Below are 20575 nucleotides of genomic sequence, written 5' to 3'. Positions count from 1 at the left end.
TTGGCAGCGAAACCGCCACCGGGCCCTGGAATGCATCCAGCAATGTTCAAGCACCGTCCCGGAGCAAAACTCCGGTCGAGCGGGGGTGCGCATACAATGCGACTCGGTTTGGGTCAACCGCACACGGCTGCAATCTTCGGCGCTTCCGATGGGCCGATCATGCTGGTAAGGCCAGTCGCATGACACCATCACCCTATGACCTGCTCATCGTCGGCGGCGGGATCAACGGCTGCGCGATCGCGCGCGAAGCATCCCTCTTAGGGCTCAGCGTGCTGCTGGTCGAGCGCGACGATCTTGCCGCGCATACCTCGTCGGCCTCGACCAAGCTGATCCATGGTGGCCTGCGCTATCTGGAATATTACGAGTTCAAGCTCGTCGCCGAGGCACTGCGCGAACGCGAGCGGCTGGTGAAGGCGGCACCGCACATCATCCACCCGATGCGCTTCGTGCTGCCGCAGACCAATGCGGTGCGGCCGTGGTGGATGGTTCGGCTCGGGCTCTACCTCTACGATTTCCTCGGCGGCAAGATGACGCTGGCGCGCTCGCGCGGGCTGCGCAAGACCGACACCGCCTATCTCGCACCGCTCAAGGGCGCTGCGACGGGGTTCGTCTATTCGGACGCGTTCGTCGACGATGCGCGGCTGACCGTGCTCAACGCGATCGATGCCGCCGCCAACGGCGCCGACGTGCGAGTCGGCACCGCAGTCGAGTCGGCGCGGCGCGAGGATGGGCTGTGGCAGGCCGCGCTCTCCGATGGGAGTACGGTAAGCGCCCGTGCGATGGTCAACGCGGCAGGCCCGTGGGTCCACCAGATGCTCGGCAAGCTCGGCGTCAACGCCGCGTCGGGCGTGCGACTCGTCAAGGGCAGCCATATCGTCGTCCCCAAGTTGTTCGAGGGGACGCATTCGTACATCCTCCAGCAGCCCGACCGCCGCATCGTTTTCGCCATCCCCTATCAGGGCGAGTTCACCGAGATCGGCACGACCGACATCCCGGTCGATGCGCCCGAGGACGCCCAGATCGACGATGCCGAGATCGCCTATCTCTGCGACGCGGTGAACCTCCACTTCAGCAAGCAGATCACCCCCGCCGACGTCACCTCGACCTGGTCGGGCGTGCGCCCGCTCTACGACGACGGCGCGAGCGAGGCGAAGGCGGTGACGCGCGATTACGTGCTCGAGCTCGACACCAATGGCCCGCCCCTGCTCTCGATCTTCGGCGGCAAGATCACCACCGCGCGCCATCTCGCCGAGGAAGCGATGGAGAAGCTCGCGACGCCGATGGGCTTCACCGCGCACCCGGTGACCCGTGCGCGCGTTTTCCCCGGCGGCGCGATCGCCGATTTCGAGACATTCCTCGCGAGCGTGCGCGCGACCTGGCCGTTCCTCGGCGATGCCCGCGCCGAGCGGATGGCGCACGCTTACGGCGCGATGCTGGCCGAGATGCTGGCCGACGTGACGAGCGCCGACGAGCTCGGGCCGGACCTCGGCGGCGGCCTGACCGAAGTCGAGGCGCGCTGGCTCCACGACCGCGAATGGGCGCGCACCCCCGACGATGTGCTCAAACGTCGCAGCAAGCTCGGACTTCACTTGTCCGATGCCGCGCAGGCGCGTTTTGCCGAGCATTGGGATGAGCTCTTTTCTGCCGCAGTGCAGCAAGGCGCCTTGTAACGAGCGGTACACAACCCGATCTTGAGGGCCTCGACATTCCGTTTCCAAATCCGAGGACTCCCCCATGACCACCACCGCCCACGCGTTCGCGGCGCCATCCGCCGACGCGCCCTTCGCGCCTTTTTCGTTCGAGCGGCGCGACCTGCTCGCCGACGACGTCGCGATCGACATCCTGTTCTGCGGGGTCTGCCATTCCGACCTCCACACCGCGCGCGGCGAGTGGGGCTCGGTCAACTATCCGTGCGTCCCCGGGCATGAGATCGTCGGCCGCGTCTCGGCGGTCGGCAGCGACGTCACCAAGTTCGCGGTCGGCGATCTCGCCGGCGTCGGCTGCATGGTCGACAGCTGCGGCCATTGCCCGTCGTGCACCGACGGCGAGGAGCAATATTGCGAGACCACGGGTTTCGTCGGCACCTATGACGCGCCGGACACCCGCTCGGGCGGTTACACCTTCGGCGGCTATTCCGACCATATCGTCGTGAAGCAGGATTTCGTGCTCAAGGTCGGGCATGACGAGGCCGATCTCGCTGCCGTCGCCCCGCTGCTGTGCGCCGGCATCACCACCTATTCGCCGCTGCACCACTGGAAGGTCGGTCCGGGCCAGAAGGTCGGCATCGTCGGTCTCGGCGGGCTCGGTCACATGGGTGTCAAGATCGCCAAGGCGATGGGCGCCGACGTCTATGTCTTCAGCACCTCGCCGAGCAAGCGCGAGGATGCCAAGCGGCTGGGCGCGACCGACCTGATCGTGTCGAAGGATGAAGCCGCGATGGGTGAACATGGCAACAGCTTCGACTTCATCCTCAACACCGTTGCGGCAAGCCACGATCTCGACCCGTTCCTCAACCTGCTCAAGCGCGACGGCACGATGACGCTGGTCGGCGTCCCCGAGACGCCGCATCCCTCGCCGAGCATCGGCGCGATGGTGTTCAAGCGTCGCTCGATCGCTGGCTCGCTGATCGGCGGGATCCAGGAGACGCAGGAAATGCTCGATTTCTGCGTCAAGCACGGCCTGACGGCGGATATCGAGATGATCGACATCCAGAACATCGATACCGCCTATGACCGGATGGTGAAGAGCGATGTGAAGTATCGCTTCGTCATCGACATGGAGTCGTTGAAGGCGGCGTAACCCGGCCTGCTTCCCCCACCCGTTCGCCCTGAGCTGGTCGAAGGGCAGCCCTCCCCTGGCGCGCGTTCGCCTGTGGCGAGGGCCCTTCGACAGGCTCAGGGCGAACGGATGGGTGTTGTTCACCTAGTGCCTGAAACGCGTTAGAGGGGCCGTGCTATGACTGCCCCCTCCCCCATCACCGTCGCCGCGCTGTACCGCTTCGCGCGCTTCCCCGACCCGGAAGCGCTCCGCCAGCCGCTGCTCGATCTCTGCACCGCCAATGGCGTGCGCGGCACCTTGCTGCTGGCGAACGAAGGCATCAACGGCACGATCGCCGGCGCGGAAGCCGGCATCGCCGCGGTTGTCGCGCACATCCGCACCCTGCCCGACTGCGCCGAGCTCACCCCCAAATACAGCCACGCGGAGACGATGCCGTTCCACCGCCTCAAGGTCCGCTTGAAGCGCGAGATCGTGACGATGGGCGAACCCGACATCGACCCGCTCGGCGGCGTCGGCACCTATGTCAAACCCGCCGACTGGAACGCGTTGATCGATTCGCCCGACACGATCGTGATCGACACCCGCAACGCGTATGAAGTGAAGGTCGGCACCTTCGCCGGCGCGATCGACCCCGAGACGGCGAGCTTCAGCGATTTCCCCGCCTGGGCGCGCGCGCACCGCGCCGAACTCGAGGGCAAGAAGATCGCGATGTTCTGCACCGGCGGCATCCGCTGCGAGAAATCGACCGCCTTCCTCAAGGCCGAGGGTCTCGGCGAGGTCTATCACCTCGACGGCGGCATCCTGAAATATCTCGAGGACGTGCCCGAGTCCGAGAGCCGCTGGCAGGGCGAATGCTTCGTCTTCGACGAGCGCGTCGCGGTCGGCCATGGCCTCACGCCAGGGACGCACGCACTGTGCCGCGGCTGCCGGATGCCGGTCAGCCCGGAGGACCGCCTTTCGCCGCTCTATGAGGATGGCGTCGCCTGCCCCGCCTGCGCCGAGACGATCGACGCAACCAAGCGCGCCTCCGCCGCCGAGCGCCACCGCCAGGTCAAGCTCGCCGAAGCCCGCGGCGAAGCGCATGTCGGGGCCGCGTTCGAGAAGCTCTAGACTCGATAGCATGCGGTTCCCCGGCGAAGGCCGTGGCATAGTCGCGGGCGGTCAACGCTGGCGTTGCGCGTGATGACGTTGGCCATCACGTCTGGGCCCCGGCCTTCGCCGGGGAACCGGATTTCGCGTTTTCGCGACGCTGAAGCCTCAGTAGGAGCGCCCGATCAGCACCCGCTCGACCGCAGGCTCGCCCGTGAAGACGCAAGTGCCGTCGATCGCGTCCTGCGCCATCGGCGCGTTGCGGATGGTGAGCTTGAGCTTCTTGAGCCGCTCGACGACACCGTCGAGCGCTGCGCCGGTCGGCTTCGACCAATGCACTTCGAGCCAGCCCGGGTTCTTCACGCCCTCGGCGAAATGCGTCTCGAGCGCCGCAAAATCAGCACCCGGAACAATGCTCGCTTCGAGCCGCGCACGCGCCTCGCTGTGGAGCGACGCCTGGATCTCACTCAACGTCGCCGAGACCGAAGCGACGAAATCGCCCTGCGCGACGATCGCGCTGTCGAGCTTGCCGTCGGCGCGGTACAGCCGGTCGCGGCGGATCATCGAGACGTTGCCGCCCGCGACATCGCGCCCGCCGACTTCGATCACGATCGGCGCGCCCTTCTTGACCCAGCCCCAGCGCTTGGTCGCCGCCTTGCCGAACTTGAGGTCGAGCAGCGCGCGCACGGGCTCGCCCAGCGCCGATTGCTGCGCGAGCTCTGCCTGTAGCGCCTTGCAATAATCGACAACCACAGCATCCTCGGGCCCATCGCGCAGCATCGGCACGATCACCACCTGCCACGGCGCGATCCGCGGCGGCACGCGCAGGCCGTCGTCATCGCCATGCACCATGATCACGCCGCCGATCATCCGCGTCGACACGCCCCAGCTCGTCGTGTTGGCGAGCTCGAACACGCCCTCCGAATTCTGGAACTTGATATCCTGCGCAGCCGCGAAATTGGTGCCGAGGAAGTGCGAGGTGCCCGCCTGGAGCGCCTTGCCGTCCTGCATCATCGCCTCGATGCTGTAGGTCGAAACTGCGCCGGGGAAGCGCTCATTCTCGGGCTTCTCGCCCGCCACCACCGGCAGCGCGAGGCAATCCTCGGCGAAGCTGCGATAGACTTCGAGCATCTTGAGCGTCTCTTCGCGCGCCTCTTCGGCGGTCGCGTGGGCGGTATGCCCCTCCTGCCAGAGGAACTCGGAGGTGCGCAGGAACATCCGCGTGCGCATCTCCCAGCGGACGACATTGGCCCATTGGTTGATCAGCACCGGCAGGTCGCGCCACGACTGCACCCAGCGCGCGAACGCTGCGCCGATCACCGTCTCCGAAGTCGGGCGCACGACGAGCGGTTCCTCGAGCTTGGCGGTCGGGTCGGGCATCAACCCGCCCTTGCCGTCGCTCACCAGCCGGTGATGCGTGACGACCGCCATCTCCTTGGCGAAGCCCTCGACGTGATCAGCCTCCTTCTCGAAATAGGAGAGCGGGATGAACAGCGGGAAATAGCAATTCTCGTGACCGGTCGCCTTGATCCGGTCATCGAGCAAGCGCTGGATGCGCTCCCAGATGCCATAGCCCCACGGCCGGATCACCATGCAGCCGCGCACGCCCGATTCCTCGGCGAGATCGGCCTCCGCGATGACGGACTGGTACCAGGCCGAGAAATCGGCCTCGCGGGTGACGGGGAGTGCATGCTTGATCATGCTGGCGCGGATAGCGCGGAGAAGCGGCGGCGTCACCCCCGGGTGATCTCGATCCGGGCCGGCGGCCCCACCTCCGTTCGGGCTGAGCCTGTCGAAGCCCTGCCCTCCCCGCGCGAGCGCGCGGGAGTCGAGCGCAGGCTTTCCGCACGCTCGGGGCGACCGGACGGGCGCGTTAGCTAACCGGCGCGCCGAAACACCAGCAACAGATTGTTCGCGGGCATCGGTATCGTCTGCTCGAGCACGAACCCCGCAGCGGCCTCGCGTACCGCATCGACCGAGCGAATCCCCCACCGCGGATCACGCGCGCGGAGCGACTCGTCGAACGCCAGATTGCTCTCCGCCGTCGGCACGTCATACTGGAGAAACGGGCCATACAGGATCAGCGGCGCTCCTGCCGGAAGCAGCCGTGCCGCGCCCGCCATCAGCCCGAGCGTCGCTTCCCACGGGCTGATATGCACCATGTTGATGCACAGCACCGCATCGGCGCCATCGACCGGCCACGCAGCGGCGGCCGCATCGATCTCGAGCGGCGGCAGGACGTTCTCGATCCCCTCGCACCACGCCGCGATCGACACGCGCGCAGCGGCGTCGGGGTCGCTCGGCTGCCAGTCGAGCGCGGGAAACTCCCCCGCAAAATAGGCGGCATGCTCGCCCGATCCGCTCGCGATCTCGAGCACGCTCCCCGACAGCGGCAACACGCCGCGCAGCGTGTCCGCAATCGTCATCCGGTTGCGCAAGGTTGCCGGCGCATGGCGCCGGGCTTCGACGCCCGCCTCGGCCGGGATCCACGGCTCGCTCAAGCGGGGGCGCCTTCGAGCAGGCGTTTGGCGCGCAGGTACATCTCCAGCCGCTGCACCGCGAAGATGCCGAGCGACAGCGCCGCCAACCCGTCGACCAGCACGCTGACGTCGAAATGCAGCGCGCTGCCCTCGGCCTGCGCGACGGTCTTGACCGCGATCAGCACGACGATGATCGCCAGCGCCCAGATCGAGCCCTTCTGCATCAGCAGCCCGGTCGCGGGATCGAGATGGATCCGCATTGTCTTGCCGCGCTGCCAGCCGATCGCCCCGCCGATCACCAGACCAAGTGCCGAGACGGCCCAACCGAGCGCGCTCGGCGGGAAGCGGACGAACAGATAGGCGACGACCAGCGCATAGACCGCCGGCACGATCCACAATTGCTCGATCTTGAGCGGCCGCACGCGCATCAGGCTCCGTCCGCGGATCGCAAAGACGATGACGAAGACCACGGCCATGATGGCATATTGCTGCCAGCTGGCCTGAACCTGATGCATCTGCATATATTCCCCCCGTTATTCCGCGGCTTGCGCGAGTCCCGGGTCCTTCCATACCAGTATCGGCTTGCGCGCCGCCAGCGTTTCGTCGAGCCGGCTGCGCGGCGCGAAATGCGGCGCGGACTTGAGGCTGACGTCACCCGCCTTCGCCCGCTCGGCGACCGAGCGGAGCGCCACGATGAACTGGTCGAGCGCGGCCTTCGATTCGGTCTCGGTCGGCTCGATCAGCATCGCGCCGTGGACGACGAGCGGGAAATACATCGTCATCGGGTGGAAGCCCTCGTCGATCAGCCCCTTGGCAACGTCGATCGTCGAGAAGCCGTCGGCAAGGCCATTATCCGAGAACAAGGCCTCGTGCATGCAAGGCCCCGAACCACCGAACGGCGCCTCGAGCGTCGAGTCGAGACTGCGCAGGATATAGTTCGCGTTGAGCACCGCATCTTCCGACACCTGCCGCAGCCCATCGGCGCCGTGGCTGAGGATGTAGGTCAGCGCGCGGGTGAACATGCCCATCTGCCCATGGAACGCGACCATCCGGCCGAATGCGCCGGCATGATGCTCGCCCGCGGTTTCCTCCTCGACGAGGTGGAAGCCATCGTCGGTCTTCTCGACGAACGGCAGCGGCGCGAAGGGGCTGAGCGCCTTCGAGAACACCACCGGCCCCGAGCCGGGCCCGCCGCCGCCATGCGGAGTCGAGAAGGTCTTGTGCAGGTTGATGTGCATCGCATCGATGCCGAGATCGCCCGGACGCACGCGCCCGACGATCGCATTGAAGTTGGCGCCGTCGCAATAGACCAGACCGCCCGCCGCATGCACCGCGTCCGAGATCACGCGCATGTCGCGCTCGAACAGGCCGCAAGTGTTGGGGTTGGTGATCATCACGCCCGCCACGTCGGGGCCGAGTCGCGCGATCAGCTTCTCGGTATCGACGCGGCCGTCGGCGGTCGCGGGGATGTCCTCGACGCTATAGCCCGCGAACGCCGCGGTCGCCGGATTGGTGCCGTGCGCGCTCTCGGGGACGAGGATGATCTTGCGATGCCCCTCCCCGCGCGCCTCGAGCGCGGCGCGGATCGCAAGTACGCCGCACAGCTCGCCATGCGCGCCCGCCTTGGGGCTCATCGCGACCGAGTCCATGCCGGTGAGCGTGACGAGCCAGTGCGCGAGCTGCTGGATCACCTCGAGCGCGCCCTGCACGCTCTGCACCGGTGCAAGCGGATGGATGTCGGCGAAACCGGGGAGCCGCGCCATCTTCTCGTTGAGGCGCGGATTGTGCTTCATCGTGCACGAGCCGAGCGGGAAGAAGCCGAGGTCGATCCCGTAATTCTGGCGCGACAGGCGCGTGTAGTGGCGGACGGTCTCGGGCTCGGACAAACCAGGAAGGCCGATCGGCGCGGTACGGGCCAGGTCGCCCAGCCGCGAGGTGGCGGCGACGGGTTCGACAAGATCGACGCCGGTGGTCGTCGTATCGCCGATCTCGAAGATCAGCGCTTCCTCCAGCATCAGCGCCTTGTTGCCGGTGGTCGTGGGCGCAGCCTTACCGCCCGAGATCGGCGCTTCGGGGCGCCATCCGCTTGCGTTGATGCTCATGCCAGTACCTCCTGAAGCGCAGCGGCAAGGATTTCGACGTCCTCCGCAGTGGTCGTCTCGGTGACGGCGACGACGAGACCGTTCGCCAGCGAATCCTCACCCGGATAGAGCCGCCCGAGCGACACGCCCGCAAGGATCCCGCGATCGGCGAGCGTGCGCACGATCGGGCGTGCTTCTTTGGACAGTTTCAGCGTGAATTCGTTGAAGAAGCTCGTCGTCACGAGCTCGACGCCCGGCACCTGCGACAGCCGCTCGGCCGCCGCCACGGCGCCCGCATGGTTGATCGCCGCGAGCTGGCGCAGGCCAGCCTCGCCGAGCAGGGTCATGTGGATCGAGAACGCCAGCGCGCACAGCCCGCTATTGGTGCAAATGTTCGACGTCGCCTTTTCACGGCGGATATGCTGCTCGCGCGTGCTGAGTGTCAGCACGAAACCGCGGCGCCCATCGGCATCGAGCGTCTCGCCGCACAGCCGGCCCGGCATCTGGCGCACGTACTTTTCCTTGCAGCCGAACAGGCCAACGTAAGGCCCGCCGAACTGCAGGCCAACGCCGAGCGACTGTCCCTCGCCCACCACGATATCGGCATCCATCTCACCCGGCGCCTTGATCGCGCCCAAAGCGACCGGCTCGGTCACGACGGCGATCAGCAGCGCCTTGTTCGCATGGCACGCATCGGCGAGCGGCTTCAGGTCGGCGATGCGGCCGAGAATGTCGGGATATTGCACAACGACGCACGACGTATCGGTGTCGATCGCCGCGATCAGCGCCTCGACATCGGTGTCCGCGCCCAGCGTCGGCGCCGAGGTCTCGAGCGCATCGCCGGTGAACTTGGCCATCGTCTTGGCGACCGAGACGTAATGCGGGTGGAGCCCCGACGAGAGAAGCGCCTTGCCGCGCTTGGTGATGCGCCGCGCCATGCCGATCGCCTCCCAGCAGGCGGTCGAGCCGTCGTACATCGAAGCATTGGCGACATCGGTACCGAGCAGGCGCGCGACCTGCGTCTGGAACTCGAACAGCATCTGCAGCGTGCCCTGCGCGATCTCGGGCTGGTACGGCGTATAGGCGGTTAGGAACTCGCCGCGCTGGATCAGGTGATCGACCGAAGCGGGCACATGATGCTTGTACGCGCCGCAGCCGAGGAAGAAGGGCACCTCCCCCGCGGTGAGGTTTTTCCGCGACAGCGCGGTCATGTGGCGTTCGACCGCCATCTCGCTCGCATGCATCGGCAGGCCGGGGATCGGGCCCTCGAGGCGAGCGGCTTCGGGCACGTCGACGAACAGATCGTCGATCGTCGCGACGCCGATCACGCCGAGCATCGCGTCGCGATCGATTTGGGTCAGGGGCAGGTAGCGCATCAGAATTCCCGTCGCCCCGGCGAAGGCCGGGGCCGCTAGGTTTGGATCACGCGCCGGGCAAGACAACCCAGCGGCCCCGGCCTTCGCCGGGGCGACGCATCTTAAAGCTTCTTGACGAACGCCGCGTAGGCGATCTCGTCCATCAAGCCGCTCAGCTCGTCCGGATCGGACAGCGTCAGCTTGAAGAACCAGCCATCGCTCTCGGGCTCCTCGTTGACGAGGCCCGGCGTTTCGGTGAGTGCGGGGTTCCCCTCGATCACGGTGCCCGACACCGGCGAATAGACGTCCGACGCGGCCTTGACCGATTCGACCACGGCGGCGTCGTCGCCCTTGGTCAATGCCTTGCCCTCTTCGGGAACGTCGACGAACACGATGTCGCCGAGCTGGCTCTGCGCATATTCGGAGATTCCGACGGTGCCGATATCGCCATCGACATCGACCCATTCATGGTCTTCGGTGAAATAACGGCTCATATCACTTGCCTCCTGCACGAACGTAGCGGTGGGGAATGAAGGGCATTGCGGTGACAGTCGCGGTGTGGACCTTCCCGCGCTGCGACAGCGAAACGGTGGTGCCTGGCGTCGCGAGCTCGGCAGGCACATAGGCCATCGCGATTGCAGCACCGACGCTCGGCGCGAAGCCGCCGCTGGTGACGCGGCCGATGTCGGCGCCGCTGCCATCGACGACGGTCGCGCCCTCGCGCACCGGCTGGCGACCGGCGATCAGCAGGCCGACGCGCTTTGACGCCGCACCGGCGGCGCGCTCGGCGAGGATCGGTTCGGCACCCATGAAATCGCCCGCCTCGCGGCGACGCTTCGACAGTGCGAAGCCGAGATCGGCCTGGACCGGCGTCGTCTCGGGATCGAGATCGTGACCGTAGAGCGGCAGCCCTGCCTCGAGCCGCAGCGAATCACGCGCGCCAAGGCCGATCGGCTTGACCTCGGGCTCGGCGATCAGCGCATCGGCAAGCGCGACGACATGCTCGCCCGGCACCGAAATCTCGAAGCCGTCCTCGCCGGTATAGCCCGAGCGGCTGATCCACAGTGGCACGCCGTTCCACTCGAACGCGCCCGCGGTCATGAACACCATCTGCTCGACGCCCGGCACCAGCCGCGCGAGCGCATCGACCGCCTTGGGCCCCTGCAGCGCGAGCAAGGCCTGCTCCTCGAGATGGTTGATCGCGATGCCATCGGGCAGGAATTCGAGCAAATGCGCGATATCGTCGATCTTGGTCGCGCCGTTGACGACCATATAGAAGGTCGGCGCGTCGGGATCGGTCGGCGACGCGTCGAGCGGCGACCAGCCTGCGGGCTCGGCGGGTTCGGCCGCTTCGTCATCCGCGGCGAACGGGCTCTCGCGCGGCAGATGCGTGACCATCAGATCGTCGAGGATGCCGCCATTCTCGGCGAGCAGCAGCGAGTAGCGCTGCTTGTTCTCGGCAAGGCCGGCAATATCGGCCGGGAGCAGCGATTCGAGCGCGGCGACGACATCGGCGCCACCTTCTGCACGGAAGACGAGCTGGCCCATATGGCTGACGTCGAACAGCCCGGCTGATTCGCGCACCCACAGATGCTCGGCCATGATGCCTTCATACTGGACGGGCATGTGATAGCCGGCGAATTCGACCATCCGCCCGCCCTGCGCGCGGTGCCATGCGTCGAGCGGCAGCGTCTGCGTCGCGATCTCGTCGGGAATCTCGGTGTCGCTCATGTCGGGCCTTCCGTGCTGGGACTACGGCGCGGCTCGACGCGATTGCGCCGATACCCACACCGCCCCCTCTGTCACGGATACCTGAGAGCTTTGACCTGCGTATTGCAGGCTTACCCCTTCGGTGGCCCCACCAACGCGGCGGAAGCGCTTTCCAGAGTGTCGTTAGCCCGCGCGGTCCGGTTGCCTGAGAGATTCCGGGGCGGTTGCTCCTTCGGCGGCCCGGCTGATCCTTGCGGACCCCCGGGCACTCTCCCGCGCGTGCCTATCCAGGTTGCCCTGCATCGACCAATTCGGTTTGACGCGCTGCAGCAAGCGAGTCAACGCGCCAGATCACCGCGTCGCGTTATATTTCAGCTGATCGTCGGTCAGCTGGAATCCGACCAGCGCCTCGAAGGTCGCGCGGAGCACCGCCTGGCGGACTTCGGGGCGGCTCAGCGGATCGACCGCGGCATCGTCGCCGCCGGCCTTGCGCTTCTCGGTCAGCTTCTTGCGGACATCGTCCGGGAGGGTCGCCGCCGCGCGCGATACCGTCGCAGTGCCCGTCCCCTGGACGACGGCGCGCGCCTGGCCAGCGTCGAAGTGCAGCACCGAACGGCCGATGCGCTTGGCGACGACGGCGTTGCCGCCCTGCACCACCGTGACGAAATACGGCAGCGTCACGTCGCGCGCCGCCTCGGTGCGGACGCGCCGCCCCTCGACCGAGAAGGTGACGGTGGTCACAACGTCGGCACCGGTATCGTCGCAGGTCGAACGCACATTGGTCAGCACCGCGGTCACGTCGATCGCGCTCGAATCGCGGCTGGTGACGGGATCGAACAGCGTGATGTCGCCGGTATGCGCTGGGACAGCGACGCTCGGGCACGCGCTGCGGATCGCGGTGATGCCGCCGGTTTCGTCGAAGTCGCCCGTCGTTTTGCACCCCGCGAGCAGCGAAAGCGCCGACAGCAGGAACACTGGAGCGGCGATGGTCGATTTCCGGAGTGTCACGGGGGCACGCACCTTATTCATGCAAAAGGAATCCGCTGGCCGATGAGAATTCTCGGCACAGAGGGCACTTCACCATAGGAACCGCCTTCCGCCCGCGCAAGCAATCGCGTAGGCTCCATGCCTGATGGTGCCCGCTTCCAAGCCTAGACTCGATTTGATCATCGCCGCCCCGCGAGGCTTTTGTGCCGGGGTCGACCGAGCGATCCAGATCGTCGAGCTGACGATCGAGAAATACGGCGCGCCGGTCTATGTCCGCCACGAAATCGTCCACAACCGCTTCGTCGTCGACATGCTGCGCGGCAAGGGTGCGGTGTTCGTCGAGGAACTCGACGAAGTGCCCGAGGGTGTACCCGTCGTTTTTTCGGCACACGGCGTTCCCAAGGCGGTCCCCGACAAGGCGACCGAACGCGGCATGATCTTCCTCGATGCGACGTGCCCGCTCGTCTCGCGCGTGCATCGCCAGGCCGAGCGGCTGGTCGAGGCGGGGCGGCACATCGTGTTCATCGGCCATGCCGGGCATCCCGAAGTCATCGGCACCTTCGGCCAAGTGCCCGAGGGATCGATGTCGCTGATCGAGACCGTCGCCGATGCCGAGGCCTATGCCCCCGCCGACCCCGACAGCCTCGCCTTCCTGACGCAGACCACGCTGTCGATGGACGACACCGCCGCAGTGGTGGCGACCTTGCAGCGGCGCTTCCCGTCGATGCTCTCGCCGCGCGGCGAGGACATTTGCTACGCCACGTCGAATCGCCAGACCGCGGTCAAGGCGATCGCGCATGCGTGCGACGCGGTGCTGGTGATCGGCGCGCCCAATTCGTCCAATTCGGTGCGGCTCGTCGAAGTCGCCGAGCGCGAGGGCACGCCCGCGCGGCTGATCGAACGCGCCGCCGACCTCGACTTCGGCTTCCTCGATGGCGTCAAGACTTTGGGCATCACCGCGGGTGCGTCTGCCCCCGAACTGCTGGTGCGCGAACTCGTCGATCTGCTCGGCCAACACTATGCGGTCAGCGAGCAAGAGGTCGAGACCAAGCGCGAGACGATCATCTTCAAGCTGCCGCGCGAACTCGACGCCGTCGCCGCTGCCTGACCGATGGCTGTCTACACTCCCGTCTCGGCCGAACTGCTGGCCGCCTTCCTCGCGCGCTATGCCGTCGGCGAGCTGGTCTCCTCCAAGGGCATCGCCGAGGGGGTCGAGAACACCAACTATCTCGTCGACACGACGACCGACCGCTTCATCCTGACGCTCTACGAAAAGCGCGTCGAAGGCGGCGACCTGCCCTATTTCATGGATCTGCTCGATCATCTCGCCGCAAGCGGCAATCCGGTACCACCTGCGATCAAGGACCGCGACGGCACCGCGATTCAGATGCTGGAGGGGCGCCCTGCCTGTCTGATCCAGTTCCTGCCGGGCGTATCGGTGACGCACCCGACCCCGGCGCAAGCGTTTGCCGCCGGGCAGGCGATGGGCCGGATGCACGCCGCGCTCGCCGATTTCACGCGCGAGCGCCCCAATTCGATGGGCGTCGCAACGTGGCAGCCGTTGCTCGAACGCTGCGGCGCGGAGCTCGATTCGATCGCGCCGGGGCTCCACGCCGACGCAAGTACGATGCTCGACACGGTGCTGCGCGACTGGCCGAGCGACTTGCCGACCGCGACGATCCACGCCGATCTGTTCCCCGACAACGTGCTGATGCGCGGCGATCAGGTCAGCGGGCTGATCGATTTCTATTTCGCCTGCACCGATATCCGTGCGTTCGACGTCGCGATCCTGCACAGCGCCTGGTCGTTCGATGCCGAGGGCCGCTCGGTCGATCGCGCGGTCGGCGCGGCGCTGATCGACGGCTATGATGCGAGCTTTGGCCTGTCGGATGCCGAACGCGGCCAGCTCGGCACGCTCGCCAAGGGCGCGTGCCTGCGCTTCTTCCTGTCGCGCGCGTGGGATTGGCTCAACACCCCGGCCGATGCGCTGGTGACACGCAAGGATCCGCTGGCCTATCTGCGGCGCTTCCAGACCTATGCCACGGACGACCTCTTCCCATGACCGATACTGCCGCCGAAATGACCCGCGTCGAAATCGCCACCGATGGCGCGTGCAAGGGCAATCCCGGCCCCGGCGGCTGGGGTGCGCTGATTCGTTCGGGCGCGACCGAAAAGGAACTGTCGGGCGGTGAAAATCCCAGCACAAACAACCGAATGGAGCTGATGGCGGCGATCGAGGGGCTCAACGCGCTCAAGCGCCCCTGCCGCGTAACGCTGTCGACCGACAGCCGCTACGTGATGGATGGGCTGACCAAGTGGATCAAGGGCTGGCAGAAGAACGGCTGGAAGACCGCCGCGAAGCAGCCCGTCAAGAATGCCGAACTGTGGCAGGCGCTGCTCGACGCCGCCAAGCCGCACCGGATCGACTGGGTGTGGGTCAAGGGCCATGCCGGCCACCCCGACAATGAGCGCGCCGATCGGCTGGCAAGCGATGCCGCGGTGCTCGCCGGGCGGCGCGGGTAAGGCCTCGGCCTCAGGCCTCTTCGACCGGCGCGCCCGGGCCGTTCTTGAGCACCGACTCGATCGCGTTCTTCGCGCCGGCCTTGCTCGAATAGCCTTCGGTCCACCAGATCAGCTCGGCATTGTATTTGAACTTTGCGACGTACTCGCCGGCTTTGTTCTGCTCGATCACGAACTTATGCGCCATCATCGCTCTCCCGGATGAGCCGCAGGCATAGCGCGAATTCGGTCGTTACGCTACCGCGACGAACCGACCCGGAGCATATCGCGCGGGATCGATTCCCGCGACGCTTGGATCAGGCTCCCTGCCGAGCAGCAGCGCAGCGGCCAGGGCGGCGGCGGCCGGCGCGGTCTGGATGCCGAATCCCCCCTGCCCGGCAAACCAGAAAAAGCCCGGCGACTCGGCCGCGAAGCCATAAACGGGCAAGCGATCGGGCGCGAAACTGCGCAATCCCGCCCAGCGCCGCTCGACGCGCGTGATCGTCCAGTCGACGACATGCTCGAACCGGTCGATCGCGATCGCGACGTCGAGTTCCTCGGGCTGGGCATCGCCGGGGAGCGCTTCGGTCTCGTCATGCGGACTCAGCCACAATCGCCCGCCTGCTTCGGGCTTGAAGTAGAAGCTTCCCGAAATATCGGCGATGTGCGGCAACGTATCGGGTGCGGCCGGGTCGGTCGCGAGCTGCACGACGGTACGGCGGTACGCGGTGATCCCGATCGGCGCGACTCCGGCGCGTCCAGCGACCTGATCGGCCCAGGCGCCCGCGGCGTTGACGAGGATCGGCGCGCTCACCGGCCCGCCCCCGGTCTGCACTTCCCAGCAATCGTTGCGCCGCTCGGCGCTTTGCAGCGGTGCCGAGACCAGCAGCGTCGCGCCCGCGCGCTTGGCCTGGGCGAGGTAATGGGCGTGCAGCGCGGCGACGTCGATGTACGTGCTGCTCGCCTCGAGCACGCCGAGCGTCCATTCGGGACGCAGGCCCGGAACGAGCGCGTGCGGGTCGACTCGGTCGAGCGCGACGCCGCTCCCGGCGAATTCGGCAAGGAACGCGTCGATCGCGGGCGCATCCTCGGCGCGGCCGATATGGAGCGACCCGAGATCCTGCAGGAACCCGCCTGCGCGCAGCGCCGGCCCCGACGCCGTGGTCAGCGGCTGGATCCCCGGGCCACCATAGGTTTCCGACCAGAACGCCGCCGACCGCCCCGTCGCGTGATAGCCCGCCACGTCCTCGGCCTCGAGCAGCACGACCGACACGAACGGCGCAATCGCGGCGGCAAGGCTCGCGCCCGCGATTCCCGCACCGACGATCGCGACATCGTAGTGCCTCATGCGCGCGGCCCGGGTGCCCGCGCCGCGAGAAAGCCGTCGATCGCGCCCAGCGCGCGATTGCGCACCGCATCGACCTCACGGAGAATTTCGTGCGCCGATTCCACGCCGAAGCGCGCGACCTGCGCATCTGGCAGCTTTGCCGCGACGCCGTAAGCGGCCTTGGGCGCGACGAGCTGGTCGTTCTCGGGCACGACGAACAGCAGCGGCACGGAGAGCGTTTTCAACCGCGAATCGGCTCGCAGCCGGCGAGTCGAGCGGAATGCCTCGATCACCCAGCGCCAACTCGGCGGGCCGAGCAGCAAGTCGGGCTTGCTCGCCTGCCAGAAGAGCTCGTCTTCGTAGCGATCCTGGTCGTGCGTCAGCAGCGCTTGGCGGGTTTCGGTCGTCGCAGGCTTTTCATTGCCGCGCCACGCCGGCCGCGCGGCATCGCCGATCCCGCCGAGCAGAACCGCGAGGCGCTCGCCGAGCGTCGCACCGAGCGGGCTGTGTAGCCCCAGCATCGGCGCGACCAGCACCGCCGCATCGGGCTCCGCCGCACCCTCGACCAGCGCGCGCAGCAGCAAATGCCCGCCCATCGAATGTCCGATCGCGACATGCGGCCCGCCAGTGCCAGCCGCACGCTCGGCCCGCCATTCCGCCCAGAACGCGCGGAAATCGTCGATATAGAGCTGGAAATCGTCGACGTGCCCGACATGCGGATCGGGCGAGAGCCGGCCCGAGCCACCCTGCCCGCGCCAGTCGAACGAGGTGATCGACCAGCCTTGCGCCTGCCAATGCGCGAACGCCTCGAGATATTTTTCGAAGATGTCGCCGCGCCCGCCCTGGAACAGCATCCGCCCGCGCGCGGGCCCGTTCGCTGGCCAGTCGAACCGGCGCAGCGCCCAGCCATCGGGCGCGGTCCAGCGCGTGATCCGCGCCGCGGCGGGAATCGCGCGTCGATACAGCTGGGGGGAAACCATGGATCATGGTTACGGTTTCGAAAGGCCTGTCGTCTAGGCCTTTCCCGCATGCGTGGGGATACTCTTTCGATCGTGTTGGTGGCGACATTGGCGCTGATCCTGGTTTCGGCCGGGATCCAGGACGCGCGCACGCGTGAGATCGCCAATTGGAAGAATGCCGCGATCGCACTGCTCGCGCCCTTCTATTGGTGGGCGTGCGGGCTCGCGGTGTGGCCCGACATGGCCGCGCAGTTCGGGCTCGCGTTGATCGTGTTCGCGCTGTTCATCGCCACATTCCAGTTGGGCTGGATGGGCGGCGGCGACGTCAAGATGATCGGCGCGCTCGCTTTGTGGCTGCCGCTGGTGCCGCTGGTGTGGATGCTGATCGTGATGTCGCTGGTCGGCGGCGCGCTGACCGCGGTGGTGATGATCGAGCATCGTCTCCGCCGTCGGACCACCCCGATCGAGATCCCCTATGGCGTCGCGATCGCAATCGCCGCCTTGTTCGCGCTTCGTGAACCGCTTTTTAACCACTTTGGTGTGAATGCTTAACGCGGGCTCAACCGCCCACGTTCGAAAGGTTCGAAATGGATAGTCGCAAGGTCCTATTGCTGGTGGGAGCGCTGATCGTCGCTGCGATCACCGCGTTCATGGCGCGATCGCTGATCGTCGGCAGTTCGGCGCCGCAAGCCAATGCCGTGGTCGCCGCTCCAGTGGTCGACGGGCCCGAAGTGCTCGTCGCGACCAAGGCGCTGCCGGTCGGCACGATCCTCGATGCCACCGCGCTGAAGTTCCAGCCCTGGCCAAAGGAGCTCGTCGAGAATGCCTACTTCATCAAGAAGGGGGGCTTCGACCAGCGTACGCTGCTTGGCACCGTGGTGCGCAACGCGATCACCGCCGGTCAGCCGCTGACGCAAGGCGCGCTGGTCAAGCCGGGCGACCGCGGGTTCCTCGCGGCAGCGCTCGGGCCTGGCATGCGCGCCGTCACCGTACCCGTGCAGACTCAGACGAGCGTCGCGGGCTTCGTGTTTCCAGGCGATCGGATCGATCTGATTCTGACGCAGGCCGTCGTCGGCGGCGGTGATGGTCCCCCGCTCAAGGCGGCGGAGACGATCATGCGCAACCTGCGCGTGCTCGCCACCGACCAGCGCACCGACAATGGCGTCGGCGAAGACGGCAAGTCGGTCGTCCGCACCTTCTCCAACGTGACGATCGAGGCAACGCCCAAGATCGCCGAACAGATTGCGGTCGCGCAGACGCTCGGTTCGCTGTCGCTGTCGCTGCGCTCGATCGCCGACAACAACAGCGATCTCGAACAGGCGATCGCCAGCGGCAACGTCACCATGCCCGAAGACCCCAAGGCCGAAAAGGCAATGCTCACGCGCATCGCGGCCTCGCCCTCGGCGGGTGGCGGGACGATGGCGACGGGTGCCGATGTCTCGCGCTTCCAGCGCAGCTCAGTGCCGGGAAAAGTAGCCCAGGCCGGCCCGCAGGGTGCCGCTGGCATGGTCGCTCCAGGCGGCGGTTTCCCCGGGGGGGGCTCGGTACGCGTCGGACCGATGGTCCATATCGTTCGCGGCAATGCGGTGACCGATGTCGCCGTTGAGGGGAAGAAGTAATGCGCAGCCTCGGCTTCCTGCACCGCGCCGTTTCGGCGACGGTCCTGACAGCGCTGGTCGCCAGCGCACCCGCTCCGATCCTCGCCGCAGGCGGCAAGCCGCTGCGCAAGGGGCCTCCGCCCCGCAGCGCGAGCCGTGCCGTGACGCATGTCGGCATGGCGCCCTCGGGCACCGTCCGCCCGACCACCGAGGTCACGCTTTCGACCGGCCAGGGCGAGTTGATCAACCTGCCCGCCAGCGTTAGCGACGTTTGGATCTCGAACCCGGGTGTCGCCGACGTCTATGTCAGCAACCCGCACCAGATCCATCTGTTCGGCAAGGATTTCGGCGAGTCGACGATCTTCGCGACGAGCGCGAGCGGTGCTGTGATCTACGCCGCCAACATCCGCGTCAGCCAGAACCTGACCTCGATCGACCGCATGGTGAAGCTCGCCATGCCCGACAGCGACATCCGCGTCACCACGGTCGGCCAGATCGCGGTGCTGACCGGCACGGTCGCCTCGCCCGAGGACAGCGCCCAGGCACAACGGCTGGTGAGCGGACTGCTCAACCCCGGCGTCGTGCCAGGGGCCGAGACCGGGCTCAAGATCGGCGTGATCAACCGGCTGCGCGCGGCGACTCCGCTGCAAGTCAATCTGCAAGTGCGGATCGCCGAAGTCAGCCGCAGCTTCGTCAAGAATATCGGCGTCAATCTCGCCAACCGCCAGATCGGCAGCGGCGCGATCTTCAACCTCAATCAAGGCCGCGCCGCATCCATCACGACCGTCCCTGGCGTGCCCGGCGATCCGACGCTGATCGCGAGCGGCCTGAAGCCCGGCCAGACGCAGTTCTCCTTCCCGGCCGCGACCGGCATGGGCACCGCGCTCGGGATTGCGGGGCGCGCGTTCGGTATGGATCTGCTCGCCTCGCTCGATCTGGGCGAACGCGACGGGCAAGTCTCGACGCTCGCCAATCCCAACATCACCGTGATCTCGGGCGAGACCGGCTCGTTCCTGGCCGGCGGCGAATTCCCGATCCCGATCTCGCAGGGGCTCGGCGCGGTGTCGGTCGATTACAAGCAATATGGCGTCAGCCTGTCCTACACGCCGACGGTGCTCTCCGACGGGCGCATCTCGCTCCACGTTCGCCCCGAAGTGTCGCAGCTGTCGTCGCAAGGCGCGGTTACGCTGTCGGGCGTCAGCATCCCCGCGCTGACGACGCGCCGCGCAGAAACGACGGTCGAGCTCGGATCGGGTCAGAGCATGATGATCGCCGGGCTGTTGTCGAACAACCACAACAACTCGATCGACAAGGCGCCGGCGCTCGGCGACATGCCCGTCGTCGGCGCGCTGTTCCGTTCGAACGCGTTCCAGCGCAACGAGACCGAGCTGGTTATCGTGATCACGCCGTATCTGGTCAAGCCGGTCAACGCCGCCGACATCGTCCTGCCGACCGATGGCTATAAGGCGCCGACCGATCTCGGCCGCGTGTTCATGGGGCAATTGGGCGGCGGCACCACCGGCGGCGATCGTCCCAAGCCGACGATGGCCCCGCGCGACCCAATGCAGCCCGCCTTCCAGGGCGCGATGCAGGCGCCGCAGCGCGCGCCGTCGACACCGGGCGATCGCGACAGCGCACCGCTGCCCGCTCTTCCCGCACCCGCGGGCAAGCCCAAAAGGGGCGCCAATGTCGCGCCCGGTTTCAGCAACTAA

At 67.1% G+C, this 20575-nt stretch carries 20 protein-coding genes and 1 riboswitch; of the genes, 9 read left to right on the top strand and 11 right to left on the bottom strand.

Annotated features, from left to right (window positions below; genetic code table 11):
- The first annotated feature begins 179 nt into the window (after window positions 1–179).
- The 3 genes from glpD to trhO all read left to right on the top strand — a co-directional run bounded on the left by glpD (window position 180) and on the right by trhO (window position 3888).
- On the top strand, window positions 180–1670 hold the full coding sequence (gene glpD, locus ABIB28_RS04890; protein ID WP_354286790.1) for a glycerol-3-phosphate dehydrogenase: 1491 nt from the start codon (window positions 180–182) through the stop codon (window positions 1668–1670).
- A gap of 64 nt (window positions 1671–1734) precedes the next feature.
- Window positions 1735–2799 carry an NAD(P)-dependent alcohol dehydrogenase gene (locus tag ABIB28_RS04885; RefSeq protein WP_354286788.1) on the top strand — a complete coding sequence of 355 codons (1065 nt, stop codon included), beginning with the start codon at window positions 1735–1737 and terminating at the stop codon, window positions 2797–2799.
- A gap of 156 nt (window positions 2800–2955) precedes the next feature.
- The gene (gene trhO, locus ABIB28_RS04880) at window positions 2956–3888 is read left to right on the top strand and encodes an oxygen-dependent tRNA uridine(34) hydroxylase TrhO (RefSeq protein ID WP_354286786.1); all 933 of its coding nucleotides are present in this window, start codon (window positions 2956–2958) and stop codon (window positions 3886–3888) included.
- A 147-nt stretch (window positions 3889–4035) separates the two neighbouring features.
- On the opposite strand, the gene ABIB28_RS04875 is transcribed toward trhO, so the two are convergent.
- From ABIB28_RS04875 to ABIB28_RS04840, 8 genes are all read right to left on the bottom strand, one after another.
- The gene (locus tag ABIB28_RS04875) at window positions 4036–5568 is read right to left on the bottom strand and encodes an aminoacyl--tRNA ligase-related protein (RefSeq protein ID WP_354286784.1); all 1533 of its coding nucleotides are present in this window, start codon (window positions 5566–5568) and stop codon (window positions 4036–4038) included.
- A gap of 176 nt (window positions 5569–5744) precedes the next feature.
- Window positions 5745–6368, bottom strand: coding sequence for a DUF938 domain-containing protein (locus tag ABIB28_RS04870; RefSeq protein ID WP_354286782.1), 624 nt, complete (start codon window positions 6366–6368; stop codon window positions 5745–5747).
- Window positions 6365–6868 carry a CcdC protein domain-containing protein gene (locus ABIB28_RS04865; RefSeq protein ID WP_354286780.1) on the bottom strand — a complete coding sequence of 168 codons (504 nt, stop codon included), beginning with the start codon at window positions 6866–6868 and terminating at the stop codon, window positions 6365–6367. The genes ABIB28_RS04870 and ABIB28_RS04865 overlap by 4 nt, the downstream gene beginning before the upstream one ends.
- Before the next feature lie 12 nt (window positions 6869–6880).
- Window positions 6881–8449 carry an aminomethyl-transferring glycine dehydrogenase subunit GcvPB gene (gene gcvPB, locus ABIB28_RS04860; RefSeq protein ID WP_133189653.1) on the bottom strand — a complete coding sequence of 523 codons (1569 nt, stop codon included), beginning with the start codon at window positions 8447–8449 and terminating at the stop codon, window positions 6881–6883.
- Window positions 8446–9804 (bottom strand): aminomethyl-transferring glycine dehydrogenase subunit GcvPA, encoded by a 1359-nt coding sequence (gene gcvPA / locus ABIB28_RS04855; protein WP_354286778.1) that lies wholly within the window; start codon window positions 9802–9804, stop codon window positions 8446–8448. Before gcvPA ends, gcvPB begins: the two co-directional genes overlap by 4 nt.
- Before the next feature lie 101 nt (window positions 9805–9905).
- Complete coding sequence (gene gcvH / locus ABIB28_RS04850) at window positions 9906–10277, bottom strand: glycine cleavage system protein GcvH (protein WP_354286776.1); 372 nt, start codon at window positions 10275–10277, stop codon at window positions 9906–9908.
- Between the two features lies 1 nt (window position 10278).
- Entirely contained in the window at window positions 10279–11514 is a 1236-nt protein-coding gene (gene gcvT, locus ABIB28_RS04845; protein ID WP_354286774.1) for a glycine cleavage system aminomethyltransferase GcvT, read from the bottom strand.
- Window positions 11515–11676: 162 nt separating this feature from the next.
- Window positions 11677–11779, bottom strand: a riboswitch (glycine riboswitch).
- Window positions 11780–11844: 65 nt separating this feature from the next.
- Window positions 11845–12522, bottom strand: a complete 678-nt coding sequence (locus ABIB28_RS04840) for a hypothetical protein (RefSeq protein ID WP_229839234.1) — start codon at window positions 12520–12522, stop codon at window positions 11845–11847.
- 103 nt (window positions 12523–12625) lie between these two features.
- Between ABIB28_RS04840 and ispH the strand changes: the two genes are divergently transcribed.
- From ispH to rnhA, 3 genes are read left to right on the top strand one after another with little or no spacing between them, the layout of a single operon-like run.
- Window positions 12626–13588, top strand: a complete 963-nt coding sequence (gene ispH, locus ABIB28_RS04835; protein ID WP_354286771.1) for a 4-hydroxy-3-methylbut-2-enyl diphosphate reductase — start codon at window positions 12626–12628, stop codon at window positions 13586–13588.
- Window positions 13589–13591: 3 nt separating this feature from the next.
- The gene (thrB, locus tag ABIB28_RS04830) at window positions 13592–14542 is read left to right on the top strand and encodes a homoserine kinase (protein ID WP_354286769.1); all 951 of its coding nucleotides are present in this window, start codon (window positions 13592–13594) and stop codon (window positions 14540–14542) included.
- Window positions 14539–15003 (top strand): ribonuclease HI, encoded by a 465-nt coding sequence (rnhA, locus tag ABIB28_RS04825; protein ID WP_133189665.1) that lies wholly within the window; start codon window positions 14539–14541, stop codon window positions 15001–15003. Before thrB ends, rnhA begins: the two co-directional genes overlap by 4 nt.
- A gap of 10 nt (window positions 15004–15013) precedes the next feature.
- On the opposite strand, the gene ABIB28_RS04820 is transcribed toward rnhA, so the two are convergent.
- Genes ABIB28_RS04820 through ABIB28_RS04810 form a run of 3 tightly spaced genes read right to left on the bottom strand, consistent with a single transcriptional unit; the run spans window position 15014 to window position 17286 of the window.
- Window positions 15014–15187: a YegP family protein gene (locus ABIB28_RS04820; protein WP_189675341.1), complete on the bottom strand. Its 174-nt coding sequence runs from the start codon at window positions 15185–15187 to the stop codon at window positions 15014–15016.
- A gap of 45 nt (window positions 15188–15232) precedes the next feature.
- The gene (locus ABIB28_RS04815; RefSeq protein WP_354286767.1) at window positions 15233–16327 is read right to left on the bottom strand and encodes an NAD(P)/FAD-dependent oxidoreductase; all 1095 of its coding nucleotides are present in this window, start codon (window positions 16325–16327) and stop codon (window positions 15233–15235) included.
- Window positions 16324–17286, bottom strand: coding sequence for an alpha/beta fold hydrolase (locus ABIB28_RS04810; RefSeq protein WP_354286765.1), 963 nt, complete (start codon window positions 17284–17286; stop codon window positions 16324–16326). The genes ABIB28_RS04815 and ABIB28_RS04810 overlap by 4 nt, the downstream gene beginning before the upstream one ends.
- Before the next feature lie 48 nt (window positions 17287–17334).
- Between ABIB28_RS04810 and ABIB28_RS04805 the strand changes: the two genes are divergently transcribed.
- From ABIB28_RS04805 to ABIB28_RS04795, 3 genes are read left to right on the top strand one after another with little or no spacing between them, the layout of a single operon-like run.
- Window positions 17335–17817 carry an A24 family peptidase gene (locus tag ABIB28_RS04805; protein WP_322160204.1) on the top strand — a complete coding sequence of 161 codons (483 nt, stop codon included), beginning with the start codon at window positions 17335–17337 and terminating at the stop codon, window positions 17815–17817.
- Between the two features lie 35 nt (window positions 17818–17852).
- On the top strand, window positions 17853–18884 hold the full coding sequence (cpaB, locus tag ABIB28_RS04800) for a Flp pilus assembly protein CpaB (protein ID WP_354286762.1): 1032 nt from the start codon (window positions 17853–17855) through the stop codon (window positions 18882–18884).
- Window positions 18884–20575, top strand: coding sequence for a type II and III secretion system protein family protein (locus tag ABIB28_RS04795; protein ID WP_354286760.1), 1692 nt, complete (start codon window positions 18884–18886; stop codon window positions 20573–20575). Before cpaB ends, ABIB28_RS04795 begins: the two co-directional genes overlap by 1 nt.

This window comes from Sphingomonas sp. UYEF23, assembly GCF_040546165.1.
Taxonomy (GTDB): domain Bacteria; phylum Pseudomonadota; class Alphaproteobacteria; order Sphingomonadales; family Sphingomonadaceae; genus Sphingomonas; species Sphingomonas glacialis.
The sequence above is the reverse complement of the archived record's forward strand: the minus strand, read 5'-3'. Positions and strand labels throughout refer to the sequence as shown.